This window comes from Cupriavidus phytohabitans, from assembly GCF_000426345.1.
GTDB lineage: Bacteria > Pseudomonadota > Gammaproteobacteria > Burkholderiales > Burkholderiaceae > Cupriavidus.
Genome location: NZ_AUFE01000002.1, coordinates 113,100 through 129,354, shown reverse-complemented (window position 1 = coordinate 129,354; position 16,255 = coordinate 113,100). Strand labels below are relative to the sequence as shown.

The 16,255-nt window shown below is 66.7% G+C and carries 14 protein-coding genes; 4 read left to right on the top strand and 10 right to left on the bottom strand.

Annotation, left to right across the window (positions count from 1 at the left end; translation table 11 throughout):
- Positions 1-37 precede the first annotated feature (37 nt).
- Genes paaN through paaA form a run of 6 tightly spaced genes read right to left on the bottom strand, consistent with a single transcriptional unit; the run spans position 38 to position 5,494 of the window.
- Positions 38-1,702, bottom strand: a complete 1,665-nt coding sequence (gene paaN / locus K309_RS0102265; RefSeq protein ID WP_029044899.1) for a phenylacetic acid degradation protein PaaN — start codon at positions 1,700-1,702, stop codon at positions 38-40.
- A gap of 55 nt (positions 1,703-1,757) precedes the next feature.
- A complete protein-coding gene (gene paaE, locus K309_RS0102260; RefSeq protein ID WP_029044898.1) occupies positions 1,758-2,834 on the bottom strand; it encodes a 1,2-phenylacetyl-CoA epoxidase subunit PaaE in 1,077 nt (358 codons plus the stop codon).
- A 17-nt stretch (positions 2,835-2,851) separates the two neighbouring features.
- Entirely contained in the window at positions 2,852-3,376 is a 525-nt protein-coding gene (gene paaD, locus K309_RS0102255) for a 1,2-phenylacetyl-CoA epoxidase subunit PaaD (RefSeq protein WP_029044897.1), read from the bottom strand.
- A gap of 5 nt (positions 3,377-3,381) precedes the next feature.
- Entirely contained in the window at positions 3,382-4,146 is a 765-nt protein-coding gene (gene paaC / locus K309_RS0102250; protein ID WP_029044896.1) for a 1,2-phenylacetyl-CoA epoxidase subunit PaaC, read from the bottom strand.
- Positions 4,147-4,159: 13 nt separating this feature from the next.
- Positions 4,160-4,441, bottom strand: a complete 282-nt coding sequence (gene paaB / locus K309_RS0102245; protein WP_029044895.1) for a 1,2-phenylacetyl-CoA epoxidase subunit PaaB — start codon at positions 4,439-4,441, stop codon at positions 4,160-4,162.
- 57 nt (positions 4,442-4,498) lie between these two features.
- Positions 4,499-5,494, bottom strand: a complete 996-nt coding sequence (gene paaA, locus K309_RS0102240; RefSeq protein WP_029044894.1) for a 1,2-phenylacetyl-CoA epoxidase subunit PaaA — start codon at positions 5,492-5,494, stop codon at positions 4,499-4,501.
- Positions 5,495-5,621: 127 nt separating this feature from the next.
- On the opposite strand from paaA, the gene paaX reads away from it, so the two are divergent.
- Positions 5,622-6,545 (top strand): phenylacetic acid degradation operon negative regulatory protein PaaX, encoded by a 924-nt coding sequence (paaX, locus tag K309_RS0102235; protein WP_029044893.1) that lies wholly within the window; start codon positions 5,622-5,624, stop codon positions 6,543-6,545.
- Between the two features lie 93 nt (positions 6,546-6,638).
- Here the strand turns inward: paaX and boxA are convergent, their stop codons facing one another.
- The 4 genes from boxA to K309_RS0102215 all read right to left on the bottom strand — a co-directional run bounded on the left by boxA (position 6,639) and on the right by K309_RS0102215 (position 12,389).
- Entirely contained in the window at positions 6,639-7,919 is a 1,281-nt protein-coding gene (gene boxA, locus K309_RS0102230; RefSeq protein WP_029044892.1) for a benzoyl-CoA 2,3-epoxidase subunit BoxA, read from the bottom strand.
- Positions 7,920-8,062: 143 nt separating this feature from the next.
- Positions 8,063-9,490, bottom strand: coding sequence for a benzoyl-CoA 2,3-epoxidase subunit BoxB (gene boxB, locus K309_RS0102225; protein ID WP_029044891.1), 1,428 nt, complete (start codon positions 9,488-9,490; stop codon positions 8,063-8,065).
- A gap of 51 nt (positions 9,491-9,541) precedes the next feature.
- Positions 9,542-11,200: a 2,3-epoxybenzoyl-CoA dihydrolase gene (boxC, locus tag K309_RS0102220; RefSeq protein WP_029044890.1), complete on the bottom strand. Its 1,659-nt coding sequence runs from the start codon at positions 11,198-11,200 to the stop codon at positions 9,542-9,544.
- Between the two features lie 226 nt (positions 11,201-11,426).
- On the bottom strand, positions 11,427-12,389 hold the full coding sequence (locus K309_RS0102215) for a helix-turn-helix transcriptional regulator (protein ID WP_029044889.1): 963 nt from the start codon (positions 12,387-12,389) through the stop codon (positions 11,427-11,429).
- Between the two features lie 99 nt (positions 12,390-12,488).
- Between K309_RS0102215 and K309_RS0102210 the strand changes: the two genes are divergently transcribed.
- The 3 genes from K309_RS0102210 (at position 12,489) to K309_RS0102200 (ending at position 16,241) form a co-directional block, all read left to right on the top strand.
- Positions 12,489-12,953 (top strand): DUF4863 family protein, encoded by a 465-nt coding sequence (locus tag K309_RS0102210; protein ID WP_029044888.1) that lies wholly within the window; start codon positions 12,489-12,491, stop codon positions 12,951-12,953.
- Between the two features lie 10 nt (positions 12,954-12,963).
- Entirely contained in the window at positions 12,964-14,511 is a 1,548-nt protein-coding gene (locus K309_RS0102205; RefSeq protein ID WP_029044887.1) for a 3,4-dehydroadipyl-CoA semialdehyde dehydrogenase, read from the top strand.
- A gap of 125 nt (positions 14,512-14,636) precedes the next feature.
- Positions 14,637-16,241 carry a benzoate-CoA ligase family protein gene (locus K309_RS0102200; RefSeq protein WP_029044886.1) on the top strand — a complete coding sequence of 535 codons (1,605 nt, stop codon included), beginning with the start codon at positions 14,637-14,639 and terminating at the stop codon, positions 16,239-16,241.
- Positions 16,242-16,255 lie beyond the last annotated feature (14 nt).

Genomic DNA, 16,255 nt, shown 5'->3' with positions numbered 1-16,255 from the left:
GGGCCGGCGCCGGGGTACTGCAGGCCTTGCGATCAGATCAGATATGCGAGCGGCTCTGGATCACGCGGAAGCGGTTGGCGACGAAGGCCGCATCGGACAGCGATGCATTGGCCGCGGGGTTGGCACCCGTGGCGTGGAAATCGCTGAACGCGGCGGACTGGTTGACGAACACGCCGCCGGTCAGGTTGAGCGACAGCGCCACGCCCGCGTCTTCCGCGGCGTCGCGGATGCCTTCGGTCACGCCGGCATCGGTGGTGTAGGCCGACAGCGTCAGCGCGCCGTGCGTCTTCGCGCCGCGGTGCGCCAGTTCGATGCTGTGCGCGGTGCTGTCGGTCGCCACGATGAAGGAGATCGGGCCAAACAGTTCCTGCATGATCTTCGCTTCGTCCGTGGCATCGACCTTCAGCACCAGCGGCGTGCGGATGCGCGCGTCCGGGAATTCGGGATGCGCCAGCACGCGGCTGTCGGCAACGATCTCGCCCAGCGCACGCGACGATTCGATCCGTTCCACGACGCCGTCGTTCTGGATCGCACCGATCAGTTCCACCGCCTTGGCCGGATCAGCCGTCAGCTTGTTGACGGCTTCGCCGATCGCCGCGGCAACCTGGTCGAAGCTGACGCGCCCTTCCGGCGTATCGATGCCGTCCTTCGGCACGTAGATGTTCTGCGGCGCCGTGCACATCTGGCCCGAGTACAGCGACAGCGAGAAGGCGATATTGCGCACCATGCCCTTGAAGTCGCTGGTGGAGTCAATGACGATCTGGTTGACGCCGGCCTTCTCGGTGTACACCTGCGCCTGGTGCGCGTTGCGCTCCAGCCAGTCGCCGTTGGCGGTGCTGCCGGTAAAGTCGATCAGGCGCACTTCGGGGAGCAGCGCCAGCTTCGATGCCATGCGCTCGCTCGGGTCGTTGGCCACCAGCGTGACGATATTCGGGTCGAAGCCGGCTTCTTCCAGCACTTCACGCGCCACCTCGACGGTGATCGCCAGCGGCAGGATCGCGCCCGGATGCGGCTTGACCACCACCGCATTGCCGGTCGCCAGGCTGGCGAACAGGCCCGGATAGCCGTTCCACGTCGGGAAGGTGCAGCAGCCAATCACCAGGCCCACGCCGCGCGGCACCACGGTGTAGCGCTTTTCCATGCGCAGCGGTTCGTTCTTGCCTTGCGGCTTTTCCCACGTGGCCTGCTTCGGGATGCGGCGCAGTTCGTCCCAGGCGTAGGCCACGGCTTCCAGGCCGCGGTCCTGCGCGTGGGGGCCGCCGGCCTGGAAGGCCATCATGAAGGCCTGGCCGGTGGTGTGCATGACCGCGTAGGCGATCTCGAAGCTGCGGCGGTTCAGGCGCTGCAGGATTTCCAGCGACACGCCGACCCATGCTTCCGGGCCGGCCTTGCGCCAGGCGGGCATGCCCCTGGCAACGCCGGCAAAGAGCTGGTCGAGGTCAGGCCTGGGATAGGTGACGCCCAGTTCCGGGCCGTATGGCGAGACTTCCTTGCCGGCCTGGCCGATGGTGCCCGGCTGCGACAGCGCGAACGGCTGGTTCAGGCGCGCCTCGAAGGCGGCCTTGCCGTCGGCGTTGGCGGTTTCGCCATAGGCCTTGGGGCTCGGCATTTCGGCGAACGGGCTCCAGTAGCCGCGCGCGGCGATGGCTTGGGTGGCTTGTTCCAGCAGCGCCTGGTGGCGTTCGAAAAACGGATGGGACACGGCTTGCTCCGGGGGCGAAATTGAATCTGGGTATTTGGGATGGCAGGAGAACGCCTCAGGTTTCCTGGTCGAAATCGATCACCAGCTTGTTGCTGACGGCGTAGCTCTGGCAGCTCAGGATGAAGCCGCGCGCGACCTCGTAGTCTTCCAGCGCGAAGTTGACGTCCATGTCGACCTCGCCTTCGATGCGCTTGCAGCGGCAGGTCGAGCAGACCCCGCCCTTGCATGAGTACGGCAGCTCGATGCCCTGCGCCAGCGCGGCGTCGAGCACCGTTTCCTTGTTCTTCTCCAGCGTGAAGGAACGGGTGCGGCCGTCCTGGATCACGGTCACTTCGCACTGCTGCTGGCCGACCTGCTTGTGCGCATGCGCGGCGGGCCGCGCCGACGGAATGCTGGTGGCAAACAGCTCGCGTTTGATGCGGGTCTTGTCGACGCCATTGTCAAGCAGCGCCTGCGAGACCTCCTCCATCATCGAGTGCGGGCCGCAGATAAAGGCGACGTCGATGTCCTGCGGACTGACCCAGTGCTCCAGCAGCGCGTTGACCTTGTCGCCGTCGATGCGGCCGTTGAACAGGTCGATGTCGAGCTGCTCGCGGCTGAGCACGAACACCAGGTTGAAGCGCTGCAGGTAGGTATCCTTCAGGTCTTCCAGCTCTTCCTTGAACAGCACCGACGACGAGGCGCGGTTGCCGTAGAACAGCGTGAAGCGGCTCTCCGGCTCCGCGTGCAAGGTGGTCTTGATGATCGACAGCATCGGCGTGATGCCGCTGCCGGCGGCGAAGGCAACGTAGTGCTTCGCGTGCGTGGCGGACAGCGGCACGTGGAAATGGCCGGATGGCGGCATCACTTCCAGCTTCATGCCCGGCTGCAACTGCTCGTTGGCCCAGTTGGAAAACAACCCGCCGTCGACGCGCTTGATCGCCACGCGCAGCTGCGCGTCCTGCACCGCCGAGCAGATCGAGTACGAGCGGCGCACATCCTCGCCATCGATGCCGGTGCGCAGCGTCAGGTGCTGGCCCTGCACGTAGCGGTAGGCATCGGCCAGCTCGTCCGGCACGGCGAAGGTCACGGCCACCGCGTCGCGGGTCTCGCGCGTGACCGAGGCCACCGTCAGTTCATGGAATTTGCTCATCTCCCCACCTTTCCTTCTCAGTGAGCCTTGAAGTAGTCGAACGGCTCTTTGCAGTCGCCGCAGCGGTACAGCGCCTTGCACGCGGTCGAGCCGAACTGGCTGACCAGCCGCGTATGGCGCGAGCCGCAGTGCGGGCAGGCCACCACCAGCGCCGCCGGTCCCCTGCCTGCCTTGCGGCTGATGCCGCTGATATCGATCACCTGCTGCGCCGGCGGCGCGATGCCGTAGCCGGCGAGGCTGGCTTTGCCGCGCGGGGTCATCCAGTCGGTGGTCCAGGCCGGCGCCAGCCGGGTCTGCACGCGGACCTTGTCCACGCCCTGCGCGGCGAGCGCGCTTTCAATACCCTCGCGGATCACGGTCATGGCCGGGCAGCCGGAATAGGTCGGCGTGATGGTGACGACGCAGGCGTCGCCTTCCCACGCCACGTCGCGCACGATGCCGAGGTCCACCACGGAAATCACGGGGATTTCGGGGTCGGGCACCGTGTCGAGCCAGGTCCAGACCTGTTCCACGGCGGCACGGTCCAGCGCTTGCACGGTCATGATGCTCACCACTGCGCGCCGGGATAGGCGCGCTGCAGGAACTGCATCTCGGCCAGCAGGTAGCCAAGGTGTTCGGTATGACGGCCGTGGCGGCCGCCGCTCTGCGCCCACTGGCCGGCGGGCATGCGCAGCGTGGCTTCTTCCAGCACTTCGCCGACATGGCGCTGCCAGGGTTCGGCCAGCGTGGCGGGATCGGGAACCACGCCGTCGCGCGCCAGCTCGGCTTCGGCCGCATCGGCTTCAAACAGTTCGCCGGTGAACATCCACAGGTCGTCGAACGCATCCTGCATGCGGCGGTGGCTTTCCTCGGTGCCATCGCCCAGCCGCACCACGAGGTCGGCGCTGCGGCGCACGTGGTAGGTCACTTCCTTGAGCGACTTGGCGGCGATTTCAGCAATGCGCGCATCGGTGGAGCGCTGCAGCGCTTCGAGCTGGAAGTAGTGCCACGTATCGAACAGGAACTGGCGCGCCAGCGTATCGGCATAGCTGCCGTTGGGCTGTTCCGCCAGCAGCAGGTTGCGGAACTGGTGCGCATCGCGCAGGAATGCCAGCTGGTCGGCGGTGCGCCCGGCGCCTTCCACTTCGGCGGCATAGCCGAGCCACAGGCGGGTCTGGCCGATCAGGTCGAGCGCGACGTTGGTGAGCGCGATGTCCTCTTCCAGCGCCGGGCCGCGGCCGCACCATTCCGACAGGCGCTGGCCGAGCACCAGCGTGGAATCGCCCAGGCGCAGCAGATACTCGTGAAGATGAGCGAGCTTGTGGTTGTCCATGGTCCTGGCCGTCTCAGATGTGCTTGACCGCTTCCGGCATCGGGAAGAACGTCGGGTGGCGGTAGACCTTGCTGTTGGCGGGCTCGAACAGCGGGCCCTTGTCGCCGGGGCTGCTGGCCATCACGTCGCTGGCCTTCACCACCCAGACGCTGACACCTTCATTGCGGCGCGTGTAGACGTCGCGGGCGTTGTTGATCGCCATTTCGCCGTCCGGCGCGTGCAGGCTGCCCACGTGCTTGTGGGCCAGGCCGTGCTGGCTGCGGATAAAGATCTCCCAAAGCGGCCACTCTTTCATGGCAACCTCCTGTGTAAAACGATTCGATGTGGGGAGCGGCGCGCTGCGCCGCATGGGTCAGGCGGCGGCTTGCCGAGCCTGCCGGTCTTGCTTATCGGCGTGCGCCACCAGCGCGTCGCGGAACCATGCGCCGTCGTCCCAGGCCTTCACGCGGGTGCGCAGCCGGTCGCGGTTGCACGGGCCGTTGCCCTGGATCACGTTGTAGAACTCGGCCCAGTCGATCTCGCCGAAGTCATAGTGGCCGCGTTCCTCGTTCCACTTGAGTTCGGGATCGGGAATGGTCAGGCCCAGGTACTCGGCCTGCGGCACGGTCTGGTCGACCATCTTCTGGCGCAGCTCGTCGTTGGAGAACAGCTTGATGCGCCACTGCATCGACTGCGCGCTGTTCGGCGAATCGCCGTCGGACGGGCCGAACATCATCAGCGCGGGCCACCACCAGCGGTTGAGCGCGTCCTGCGCCATCTGCTTCTGCTCGGGCGTGCCGTTGCACAGCTTCAGCAGGATGTCGTAGCCCTGGCGCTGGTGGAACGACTCTTCCTTGCACACGCGCACCATGGCGCGCGCATACGGGCCGTACGAGCAGCGGCACAGCGGCACCTGGTTGATGATGGCCGAGCCATCGACCAGCCAGCCGATCATGCCGATGTCAGCCCAGGACAGCGTGGGGTAGTTGAAGATGCTGGAATACTTGGCCTTGCCCGAATGCAGGTCGCCCAGCATCTGGTCGCGCGACACGCCCAGCGTTTCCGCCGCGCTGTACAGGTACAGGCCGTGGCCGGCTTCGTCCTGGATCTTGGCCAGCAGCACGGCCTTGCGCTCCAGCGTGGGCGCGCGGGTCACCCAGTTGCCTTCCGGCAGCTGGCCAACGATTTCCGAATGCGCATGCTGCGAGATCTGGCGGACCAGGGTCTTGCGGTAAGCCTCCGGCATCCAGTCCTTGGCCTCGATCTTGATGCCGTCATCCACACGGGACTGGAACGCGCGCTCCTGCGGGTCCATCTCTTCCATCGCGCGGAGCCTTGTTGCTCCTGTCTCCACCAGCTGTGCGTACATGCATGCTCCGCTTCTTTGAGGTCTTGATTTGCGCTTGATCTGGGTCAATCGCGTCAGTTGCAATGCATGGTAGTGATACAATTTGATTCAAGCAACGGACAAATATGTATCACTTTCAGGCCCGCAAATGGCGACTTCTGCTGACTCGGAACAACCCTCTCCGCGCATTGCCCGGCTGGCGCGCGGCCTGAAGCTGGGCGCCAATGCCATGCTGTCGACATTGTTCGGCGACGTGGTGGCGCCGCGCCCGCAGTCGATCTGGCTGGGGAGCCTGATCCACCTCGCGGCACCGTTCGGCATCAACGACCGGCTGGTGCGCACGGCCACGTTCCGGCTGACCGCGGACGACTGGCTGAGCGCCACCAGGATCGGACGGCGCAGCTACTACGGACTGTCGGAAGCCGGACTGCAACGCGTGCTGCACGCCGGCAAGCGCATTTACGCGGGCGAGGCGCCCGACTGGGACGGCCGCTGGACCCTGGTGATGGTGCGCGGTGACGTACGCGCCACGGTCCGGCAGAAGCTGAAGCGGGAACTGCAGTGGGAAGGGTTCGGCGCGATCGCGCCCGGCGTGATGGCGCACCCGAATGCCGACCTGGCCTCGCTGCGCGAGATCCTCCACGCGGCGCATGCGCAGGAATATGTGGCGGTGATGGAAGCACGCAGCCTGGAGGCGTTCTCGATCCGGCCGCTACAGGCGCTGATGCACCAGACGTTCAAGCTGGGCGATGTGGCGCAGGCGTGGCAGGCGCTGCTGCGGCGCTTTTCACCGCTGGCGGACGAAGCGGCGCATCTGCCGCCGGTCGATGCCTATTTTGTGCGGACGCTGCTGGTGCATGAATACCGGCGCGTGCTGCTGCGCGATCCCAACCTGCCGGAGGCGCTGCTGCCGCAGGACTGGCCCGGGCGCACGGCGCGGGAGATGTGCAGTGGGATGTATGGTCCGCTGCTGGCGGCGAGCGAGGATTACCTGCAGCGCACGGTGGAGGTGGCGGAGGGGAAATTGATGGATGCGGGGAAGGTGTTGCGCAGGCGGTTTGCGCATGGCTGAGCCGTTTCGACTCGCGCCTGTTTGCACCTCTCCCGCGGGCGGGAGAGGGGCGCCTTCGGGAGAGGCGGTGGTACCAGCTGCGCCCATCACCCCTCAATACGTCTCCAGATGCAGCCGCCCGTTTCGCTTCAACCCTTCTGCCAGCGTCTCCCAATGCAGCCCAGCCTGCTGTGCCACCTCGCGCAGCGCCAGCACCACGCCCTCTTCCATGCTCTTGAGCCCGCAGACATAGAAGTACGTATCCGGTGAAGCCAGCAGCGCCGCCAGGTCCGCTGCGCGTTCGCGCATCAGGTCCTGCACATAGCGCTTGGGCTGGCCGGGCGTGCGCGAGAACGCCAGGTTGATGTCGATGAAGTCCTTGGGCAGCTTTTGCAGCGGGCCGAAGTACGGCAGTTCCTCCTGCGTGCGCGCGCCGAAGAACAGCATCAGCTTGCCGCCATCGAACTTGCCGGCCTTGCGCAGGCGGCGGCGCCATTCCGTCATCGCCCGCATCGGCGCGCTGCCGGTGCCCGTGCAGATCATCACGATGTTCGAGCGCGGATGGTTGGGCATCAGGAAGCTGGCGCCGAACGGGCCGATCACCTCCACCTTGTCGCCCACCTTCAGGTCGCACATGTAGTTCGAGCCAACGCCGCGCACGGGGTTGCCGTCGTGGTCCTGCAGCACGCGCTTGATCGTCAGCGACAGGTTGTTGTAGCCCGGCCGCTCGCCGTTGCGTGCGCTGGCGATGGAGTACTGGCGCGCGTGGTGCGGGCGGCCACTGGCGTCGGTGCCCGGCGGCACGATGCCGATGGACTGGCCTTCGAGCACCGGGAAGGGCGTCGTGCCGAAATCCAGCACGATGTGGTGCGTGTCGTATTCGCGGCCGACCTCAGTCACGCGCACGTTGCCGGTCACCGTGGCGGTGATGGTCTTCTGCGCGGACTTGGCGCCATAGAGGTTCGTGTAGGCATGCGCGGCGGACCACGGCGGCACGGTGGCGCCATAGCGGGCGCTGCTGAATGCTTCCTCGACGGTACCGGACAGCAGCGACGCGGCTGGAGGTTCCGGCGCGGCGGTCTGCAGGTCGGCGCCTGGCGCCAGGTCGGCCAGTTGCTCGGGCGACAGCTCTTCCGGCAGCGCGTCCCAGGTGAGCTGTTCTTCGATGCTGTAGGCGCGCAGTTTCGGCATGGCGCGCCAGTTGTCGATCGATCCCGTCGGACACGGGGAAATGCAGGCCATGCACAGGTTGCACTTGTCGGCATCGACCACGTAGTTGCGCGAGTCATGCGTGATCGCGCCCACCGGGCAGGTGGCTTCGCAGGTGTTGCAGCGGATGCAGATCTCGGGATCGATCAGGTGCTGCTTGATGACTTGAATTTCGGCCATGTCCATGGCGGTCTCCACAGGATGAGGGGCGTCCGGGCTGAGGGTCGTTGATGCCATGGCGCTTCGTGGATGCGCCGGCCCTCTCCCCCGGCCCCTCTCCCGCATGCGGGAGAGGGGAGCAAACAGGGAGGGATGGTTAAGACCTTGGCTCAGTTGAAGCGCACGTACTCGAAATCCACCGGCTGGCGGTTGATGCCCATGACCGGCGGCGCGATCCAGTTGGCGAACTTGCCCGGCTCGACCACGCGGCCCATCAGGCTGGCGACAAAGGCGCGGTCGCCTTCGGTGGGCAGCCACTGGTCGCGGAAATCGCGCCATTCGGCGTCGGAAACCACGCGGCCGTCGGGCGATACCTTCACGCCGGCGAGCGCGCCGATATTGCGGTGGAAGGCCTTGTGCGGCACCTTCAGGCGGAACGGGATCCCGGCCTTCTCGATCACCTTGTTCCAGCGCTCGACGCCGGCCATGCTGTCCTTGATGTAGTCATCGCGCAGCACTTCGTTGAGCGCGTTGAGCATCGGCACTTCCTTCTCGGTCAGTTGGCCGTTCTGCGCCTGCAGGATGCGGTAGGTCTGGCCCTTGAGCACGTGGTCGTCCATGCGCTTGCCTTCTTCGTAGCGCCCCTTCAGGCCGGTGCTGTAGAAGGTGGCGGCGTTGCTCGACTCATCCGCGCCGAACAGGTCGATGGTGACGCTGTAGTGGAAGTTCAGGTAGCGCTGGATGGTCGGCAGGTCGATCACGCCGGCGGCACGCAGCTTCGCCGGGTCGTCTGTCTTCAGTTCGTTCATCACCTGGCAGGTGCGCTGGATCACACGCGACACGCCGCTCTCGCCGACGAACATGTGGTGCGCTTCCTCGGTCAGCATGAATTTGGTGGTCCGTGCCAGCGGGTCGAAGGCGCTCTCGGCCAGCGCGCACAGCTGGAACTTGCCGTCGCGATCGGTGAAGTAGGTGAACATGAAGAACGACAGCCAGTCGGGGGTCTGCTCGTTGAACGCCTGCAGGATGCGCGGGTTGTCCTGCTGCCCGCTGCGGCGCTCCAGCAGCGCTTTGCCTTCTTCGCGGCCGTCGCGGCCGAAGTACTTGTGCAGCAGGTACACCATGGCCCACAGGTGGCGGCCCTCTTCCACGTTCACCTGGAACAGGTTGCGCAGGTCGTACATGCTGGGCGCGGTCAGGCCCAGGTGGCGCTGCTGCTCCACCGATGCCGGCTCGGTATCGCCCTGCGTCACGATGATGCGACGCAGGTTGGCGCGATATTCCCCGGGAATGTCCTGCCACGCGTCCTCGCCCTTGTGGTCGCCGAAGTGGATCTTGCGGTTGGCCTCGGCGGGGTTCAGGAAGATGCCCCAGCGGTAGTCCGGCATCTTGACGTGGCCGAAGTGGGCCCAGCCCTGCGGGTCGACGCTGATCGCGGTGCGCAGGTAGATGTCATGGGTATGCGAGCCTTCCGGGCCCATGTCGTTCCACCAGCTCAGGTAGTTGGGCTGCCATTGCTCGAGCGCGCGCTGCAGGGTGCGGTCTTCGCTCAGGTTGACGTTGTTGGGGATCTTGTCGCTGTAGTTGATGCCGGACATGGTGTCTCCTTCGGGACGATTCGGTTGTCGTTCGTTGCGTTGCGGTGCGGATCAGACGCGGTTCCAGTCGAAGGCGGCCTTGTCGCCCTTGCCGTAGACCTTGAGCGCACCCTTGTCGCCGACCGCGTTGGGACGCTGGAAGATCCAGTTCTGCCACGCGGTCAGGCGGCCGAAGATGCGGGTGAACATGTTTTCCTGGCCGTTGAAGCGCAGGTTGGCTTCCATGCCGGTGAGCGCATCGGGCGACATCGCCACGCGCTCTTCCAGCGCGATGCGGATTTCGTCGGTCCAGTCGATATCGTCGGGATTGGCGGTGACCAGGCCCAGCGCGTAGGCGGCATCCGCGTCGAGCGGCTGGCCGGCCCTGGCGCGCACGGCATCGAGCGCGGGCTGTTCGTCGTAGAAGCGGCGGCCGAGGCGGCTCTGGCCGGTCGCCATCGGGTACAGGCCGAAGTTGACTTCCGCCACGGTGATCCTTGGCGCGCGCGCCTCGTCGTCGGGCAGCGCCAGGTGGTAGCTGCGGTCGCAGGCCAGCGCCAGTTCCAGGAAGGTGCCGGCAAAGCAGGAGTCCGGCTCGATCAGCGCGAACAGGCTGCGCGACGACACGTCCAGGCGGCTCAGCGTGCGGCGCAGCAGGCCGATGGTTTCGCGCACGAACCAGTGGTCCTTGTGCGCGAGCAGCGTGGCGTCGGTGGCCAGCACCGCGGCGGCGTCGCCGCTGGTCTTGATCAGCCAGGTGCCGATATCCAGCTCATTGGTGCGCATCGACAGGATCGCGTCTTCCAGTTCGCGCGCCAGTTGCAGCGGGTACCAGTTGGCGCCGGCCTGCACGATTTCATCAAGATTCTGCGGCTGCGTGCCCGTCGGCGCCTTCACCGTGAAGGTAGCGGTGCGGCCGGCACGGTCGATTTCCACGGTCACGTGCGTATAGCGCAGCGCATCGGCTTCGATGGTGCGCTCGATCGGCGCGAGCGCGACGCCCTGCGCATCGGCCGGGCGGTCGCTCTGCGCGGCCAGCGCCAGCGCGCGCTCCTGCACCTTCTGCGCGAACACCGCCGGCTTGGCGATATCGTCGACCAGCCGCCAGTCCTTGGCACGCTGGCCGCGCACGCCTTCAGTGGTGGTGCAGAAGATATCGGCAAGGTCATGGCGCACATGGCGCTTGTCGGTCACGCGGGTCAGGCCGCCGGTGCCCGGCAGCACGCCCAGCAGCGGCACTTCCGGCAGGCTCACCGCCGACGAGCGGTCGTCCACCAGCAGGATTTCGTCGCAGGCCAGCGCCAGTTCATAGCCGCCGCCGGCGCAGGCGCCGTTGACCGCGGCCAGGAACTTCAGGCCGCTGTGCTGCGAGGAATCCTCGATGCCGTTGCGGGTCTCGTTGGTGAACTTGCAGAAGTTGACCTTCCAGGCGTGGCTGCTGACGCCCAGCATGAAGATGTTGGCGCCCGAGCAGAACACCTTGTCCTTGCCGCTGGTAACCACCACGGTGCGCACTTCGGGGTGTTCGAAGCGGATGCGGCTGAGCGCATCGTTCAGCTCGATATCGACGCCAAGGTCGTAGCTGTTCAGCTTGAGCTTGTAGCCGGGACGCAGGCCGGCGTTCTCGTCGATATCCACCGCCAGCGTGGCGACAGGGCCTTCGAACTTCAGCTTCAGGTGCTTGTACTGCGCGGGGGTGGTCTGGTATTCGACGCGGGGGGCGGTGGTCACGGCGGTCTCTCCTCGATTGAACTGCACCATAGTGCATGAGCGGGAATCTGTTGAAACGAACTATAGTTCATCAACAGAAATTCTTGCAAGCACTATTGTGCAGATTTTTGAGGGTATGGCGAACGCGCCACCTTTTCAGTTCATATAGCGGCTTTCGCGCCGCCCGGCCAACAAAAACGGCGGCACCGAAGTGCCGCCGCTGACAGGAGACCCGGACCAGCCCGGCTCAGCCTGGCATCTGCAACGCCGTGCGCACCAGCTCGCGCAGCGCCGCGAAGGTTGGCTCCAGCGGCTGCGCACTGGTATTCAGCGAGAACTCCGCCTTGGAATAGAACGCGGCGCGGCCGGCCAGGATATGGCGCAGGTCTTCCATCGCCTCCTTGCTGGCCGCCATCGGACGGAAGTCGCCCTGTGCCCGCACCCGCTCCATATGGTCTTCGGCATCGGCCTGCAGCCAGACCGTGGTGCAGTGGGCCAGCAGCAGGTTGAAGGTGGCCGGGTCGGAAACCAGGCCGCCAGGCGTGGCGATGACGGCTTCCGGATAGATCTGGATGGCCTCTTCCACCGCCCGGCGTTCGTAGCGGCGGTAGGCGTTCATGCCGTACAGCCCCTGGATCTCGGCAATGCTGCAGCCGGCGAACTTCTCGATTTCGCGGCTCAGCTCGACGAACGGGAAATCCAGGTCCTCGGCCAGCATGCCGCCGAGCGTGGTCTTGCCGGCGCCGCGCAGGCCGATCAGCGCCACGCGCGGGCTGCGCGCCGCCTGCACGGCATTCTCGCCGCCGGTGCCGAGCATCTCGCCCACGGCGATGCGCACGCGCCGCAACGTGGCTTCGTCGCGGTGCTCCAGCAGTTCGCGCAGCAGGATCCATTCCGGCGAAGACGTGGTCACGTCGCCCAGCAGCCCGGCCAGCGAACACTGCAGCGCGTCGGCAATGTGCTGCAGCACCAGGATCGACGCGTTGCCGCTGCCATATTCCAGGTTGGCCAGGTGCCGCTCCGACACCCCGGCGGCCTGCGCCGCGGCCTTGCGCGTCAGGCCGCGGCGCGCGCGCAGGTCGCGCACGCGCTCGCCCAACGCGACCAGGAAGGGGTTCTTCTCCGCGCCGTTGGCAACGGCCACGCCTGAATCATCTTGCAGGCGCGCATCCCGGGCTAACCCAGATTCATGCAATATAGTGCTTGACATGATTTCTCGGAGGTTCTACTTTTCATACATGCACAATAATGCATGAAGCCTTCGATAGCAATGGCTGAATCAGACGGAGCCTCCTGGATGTCTTCCCCCCTGTCCCCCAACCAGTTCCGCGAGCAGATTGCGCAACTTACTGCGCAGCTTGCCGGCCGGCCGCTCGATGCGGCACTGGACGCCTGGCTCAATGCCGAGCACGGCACCGGCAGCGCCACCTACCAACAACTGAAGGCGAGCTGCGAGGCCGGCGTGGCCGAAGGATGGCTGTGCGACCGTGAAGGCGGCGGCATCCGCTATGGCCGCATCTTCAAGCCCGCCGACGACCTGCACGGCTTCTCCGTCGACGTGGTCGACATGCAGGACATTGCCGGTCCACACCATACGCATCCCAACGGCGAGATCGACCTGATCATGCCGCTGGATGGCGACGCGCAATTCGACGGCCGCCCGGCAGGCTGGCTGGTATGCCCGGCGGGCAGCGCGCACCGCCCCACCGTCAGCAACGGCCGTGCGCTGGTGCTCTACCTGCTGCCGGAAGGCCGCATCGACTTCACGCGCTGAGAGATCTCCAATGACTGAATTGCTTTCCGACTATCTCGGCAGCAAGTGGCAGGCCGGCAGCGGTGCCGGCACGGCGCTGTTCGATCCGGTGCTCGGCGATGAACTGGTGCGTGTGGACGCCACCGGGCTGGACTTGCCGGCCGGTTTTGCCTTTGCCCGCGAACAGGGCGGTGCCGCGTTGCGCGCACTGACCTACCGCCAGCGTGCCGCGCTGCTGGCCGATGTCGTCAAGGTGTTGCAGGCCAACCGCGACGCCTATTACGAGATCGCGACCGCCAACAGCGGCACGGTGAAGAATGATTCCGCAGTCGATATCGATGGCGGAATCTTCACGTTGGGCACGTATGCAAAGCTGGGCGACACGCTCGGCGACCGGCATTACCTGCCCGATGGCGAGGCCGCGCGCCTTGGCAAAGATCCGCTGTTCCAGTCGCAGCACGTGCTGGTGCCCACGCGCGGCGTAGCGCTGTTTATCAATGCCTTCAACTTTCCAGGCTGGGGCCTGTGGGAGAAGGCTGCCCCCGCGCTGCTGGCGGGCGTGCCGGTGATCGTCAAACCCGCCACCGCCACGGCGTGGCTGACCCAGCGCATGGTGCGCGACGTGGTCGAGGCCGGCGTGCTGCCGACGGGCGCGCTGTCGGTCATCTGCGGCAGCTCGGCAGGATTGCTCGACCAGTTGCAGCCGTTCGACGTGGTGTCGTTCACCGGCTCGGCCGATACCGCGGCGGTGATCCGCTCGCATCCGGCCATCGCGGAGCGTTCGGTGCGCGTGAATATCGAGGCGGACAGCATCAACAGCGCGGTGCTGCTGTCGCAGGCGGGGCCGGACACCGCCGCGTTCGACCTGCTGGTGAAGGAGGTGGTGCGCGAGATGACAGTCAAGTCCGGGCAGAAATGCACGGCGATCCGCCGCGTGTTCGTGCCCGATGCGCTCTACGGGCAGGCCGCCGAAGCGATCGGCGCGCGGCTGTCGAAAGTCACCGTCGGCAATCCGCGCAACGACGCGGTGCGCATGGGCGCGCTGGTCAGCCGCGCACAGTTCGATGCGGTCACCGAAGGGCTTGCGACATTGCGCCAGCATGCGCAGGTGCTGCACGACGGCACGCGGCAGCCGCTGATCGACGCCGATCCGGCCGTGGCCTGCTGCATCGGGCCGACGCTGCTCGGCGCCAGCGATGCCGATGCGGCCGCGGCGGTGCACGACACCGAGGTGTTCGGCCCGGTCGCCACGCTGCTGCCCTATCGCGATACCACGCATGCACTCGCGCTGGTGCGCCGCGGCCAAGGTTCGCTGGTGGCCTCGCTCTATGGCAGCGATGCCGCGGCGCTCGCCGCCGCGGCGGTCGAACTGGCCGGCAGTCACGGCCGCGTGCATGTGATCTCGCCCGACGTCGCACAGCTGCACACCGGCCACGGCAACGTGATGCCGCAATCGCTGCATGGCGGCCCCGGCCGCGCCGGCGGCGGCGAGGAACTGGGCGGCCTGCGCGCGCTGCATTTCTACCATCGCCGCAGCGCGATCCAGGCCAGCACCGGGGTACTCGGCACGCTGGCCTGACCACCGGTTCACACGCCTTCACCGCGCCTTCACCGCTCCTTCACCGCTCCTTCACCGCTCCTTCACCGCGCCGCCCTCGCATGGCGGCGCGCAGCACACCGTACACCAGTAACGGGGAGACAAGCATGACCGCCACCACCGCAGACGTCCCGGTGCAGCCGCCGGGCGCGTCCTTCAACTTTGCCGCGCACCTGCTGGCGTGCAATGCCGGGCGCCCGGACAAGACCGCTTATATCGATGACGATGGCCGGCTCACCTACGGGGAGCTGGCGCAGCAGGTGCGGCGCATGGCCGCGGCACTGCTCGGCGCCGGCGTGCGCCGCGAGGAACGCGTGCTGCTGCTGATGCACGACTGCACCGACTGGCCGGTGAGCTTCCTGGGCGCGATGTACGCCGGCATCGTGCCGGTGGCGGTCAACACGCTGCTGACCGCCGATGACTACGTCTACATGCTGCAGCACAGCCGCGCGCAGGCGGTGCTGGTCTCGGCGGCGCTGCTGCCGGTGCTGCAGGATGCGCTCGCGCGGCCCGGGCACGAGGTGGACAAGGTATTTGTCTCGCGCGCGCAAGGCCCGTTGCCTGAAGGCATGGCGTCGCTCGACACCGTGCTCGCCGCGCAAACCCCGCTGGCGGTGCCGGCCGCGACCCGTTGCGACGATCCGGGCTTCTGGCTGTACTCCTCAGGCTCCACCGGACGGCCCAAGGGCGTGGTGCACAGCCACGGCAACCCATACTGGACCGCCGCGATCTACGCCGGTCCGGTGCTGGGCCTGCGCGAGAACGACACCTGCTTCTCCGCGGCCAAGCTGTATTTCGCCTACGGGCTCGGCAATGGCCTGAGCTTTCCGTTGAGCGTCGGCGCAACCGTGGTGCTGATGGCCGAGCGGCCCACGCCCGAGGCCACCTTCCGCCGCTGGCTGGAACACAAGCCCACGGTGTTCTTCGGCGCGCCCACGGGATACGCCGGCATGCTCGCCAATCCCGCACTGCCCGCGCGCGCGGACGTGGCGCTGCGGCTGTGCTCATCGGCAGGCGAAGCGCTGCCCGCCGACATCGGCCAGCGCTTCACCGCGCATTTCGGCTGCGAAATCATCGACGGCATCGGCTCCACCGAGATGTTGCATATCTTCCTGTCCAACCGCCCGGGGCAGGTGCGTTACGGCACCACCGGGTGGCCGGTGCCGGGCTACGCCATCGAGCTGCGCGACGAATCCGGCCAGCCGGTGCCAGACGGCGAGATCGGCGACCTCTATATCCAGGGCCCCAGCGCCGCGATGATGTACTGGGCCGACCGCGAGAAATCGCGCGAGACCTTCCGCGGCGGCTGGACCAAGAGCGGCGACAAGTACGTCCGCAACGCCGACGGCACCTACAGCTACGCCGGACGCAGCGACGACATGCTCAAGGTCAGCGGCATCTACGTCTCGCCATTCGAGGTCGAGGCCACGCTGGTGCAGCACCCCGCCGTGCTGGAGGCGGCAGTGGTCGGCGTGCCGGATCAGGACGGGCTGGTCAAGACCAAGGCCTTCGTGGTGCTGAAGTCCGGCGCGCAGCTGGGCGACGCCGAGCTGAAGGCCTTCGTCAAGGAGCGGCTGGCCGCATACAAGTATCCGCGTGCGATCGAATTCGTCGACACGCTGCCCAAGACCGCCACGGGCAAGATCCAGCGCTTCGTGCTGCGCGAGCGCGAACTGAAGGCCGCCGCAGAGCGCGCCGTAGCAATGGCGTAAGCACGCGCCATCCC

Coding starts and splice junctions, on each gene's coding strand:
- K309_RS0102205 (WP_029044887.1), top strand. CDS start 12,964: ATGACTGAATTGCTTTCCGACTATCTCGGCAGCAAGTGGCAGGCCGGC.
- paaX (WP_029044893.1), top strand. CDS start 5,622: ATGGCGACTTCTGCTGACTCGGAACAACCCTCTCCGCGCATTGCCCGG.
- paaC (WP_029044896.1), bottom strand. CDS start 4,146: ATGGACAACCACAAGCTCGCTCATCTTCACGAGTATCTGCTGCGCCTG.
- paaE (WP_029044898.1), bottom strand. CDS start 2,834: ATGAGCAAATTCCATGAACTGACGGTGGCCTCGGTCACGCGCGAGACC.
- boxB (WP_029044891.1), bottom strand. CDS start 9,490: ATGTCCGGCATCAACTACAGCGACAAGATCCCCAACAACGTCAACCTG.
- K309_RS0102215 (WP_029044889.1), bottom strand. CDS start 12,389: ATGTCAAGCACTATATTGCATGAATCTGGGTTAGCCCGGGATGCGCGC.
- boxA (WP_029044892.1), bottom strand. CDS start 7,919: ATGGACATGGCCGAAATTCAAGTCATCAAGCAGCACCTGATCGATCCC.
- paaD (WP_029044897.1), bottom strand. CDS start 3,376: ATGACCGTGCAAGCGCTGGACCGTGCCGCCGTGGAACAGGTCTGGACC.
- paaB (WP_029044895.1), bottom strand. CDS start 4,441: ATGAAAGAGTGGCCGCTTTGGGAGATCTTTATCCGCAGCCAGCACGGC.
- K309_RS0102200 (WP_029044886.1), top strand. CDS start 14,637: ATGACCGCCACCACCGCAGACGTCCCGGTGCAGCCGCCGGGCGCGTCC.
- paaA (WP_029044894.1), bottom strand. CDS start 5,494: ATGTACGCACAGCTGGTGGAGACAGGAGCAACAAGGCTCCGCGCGATG.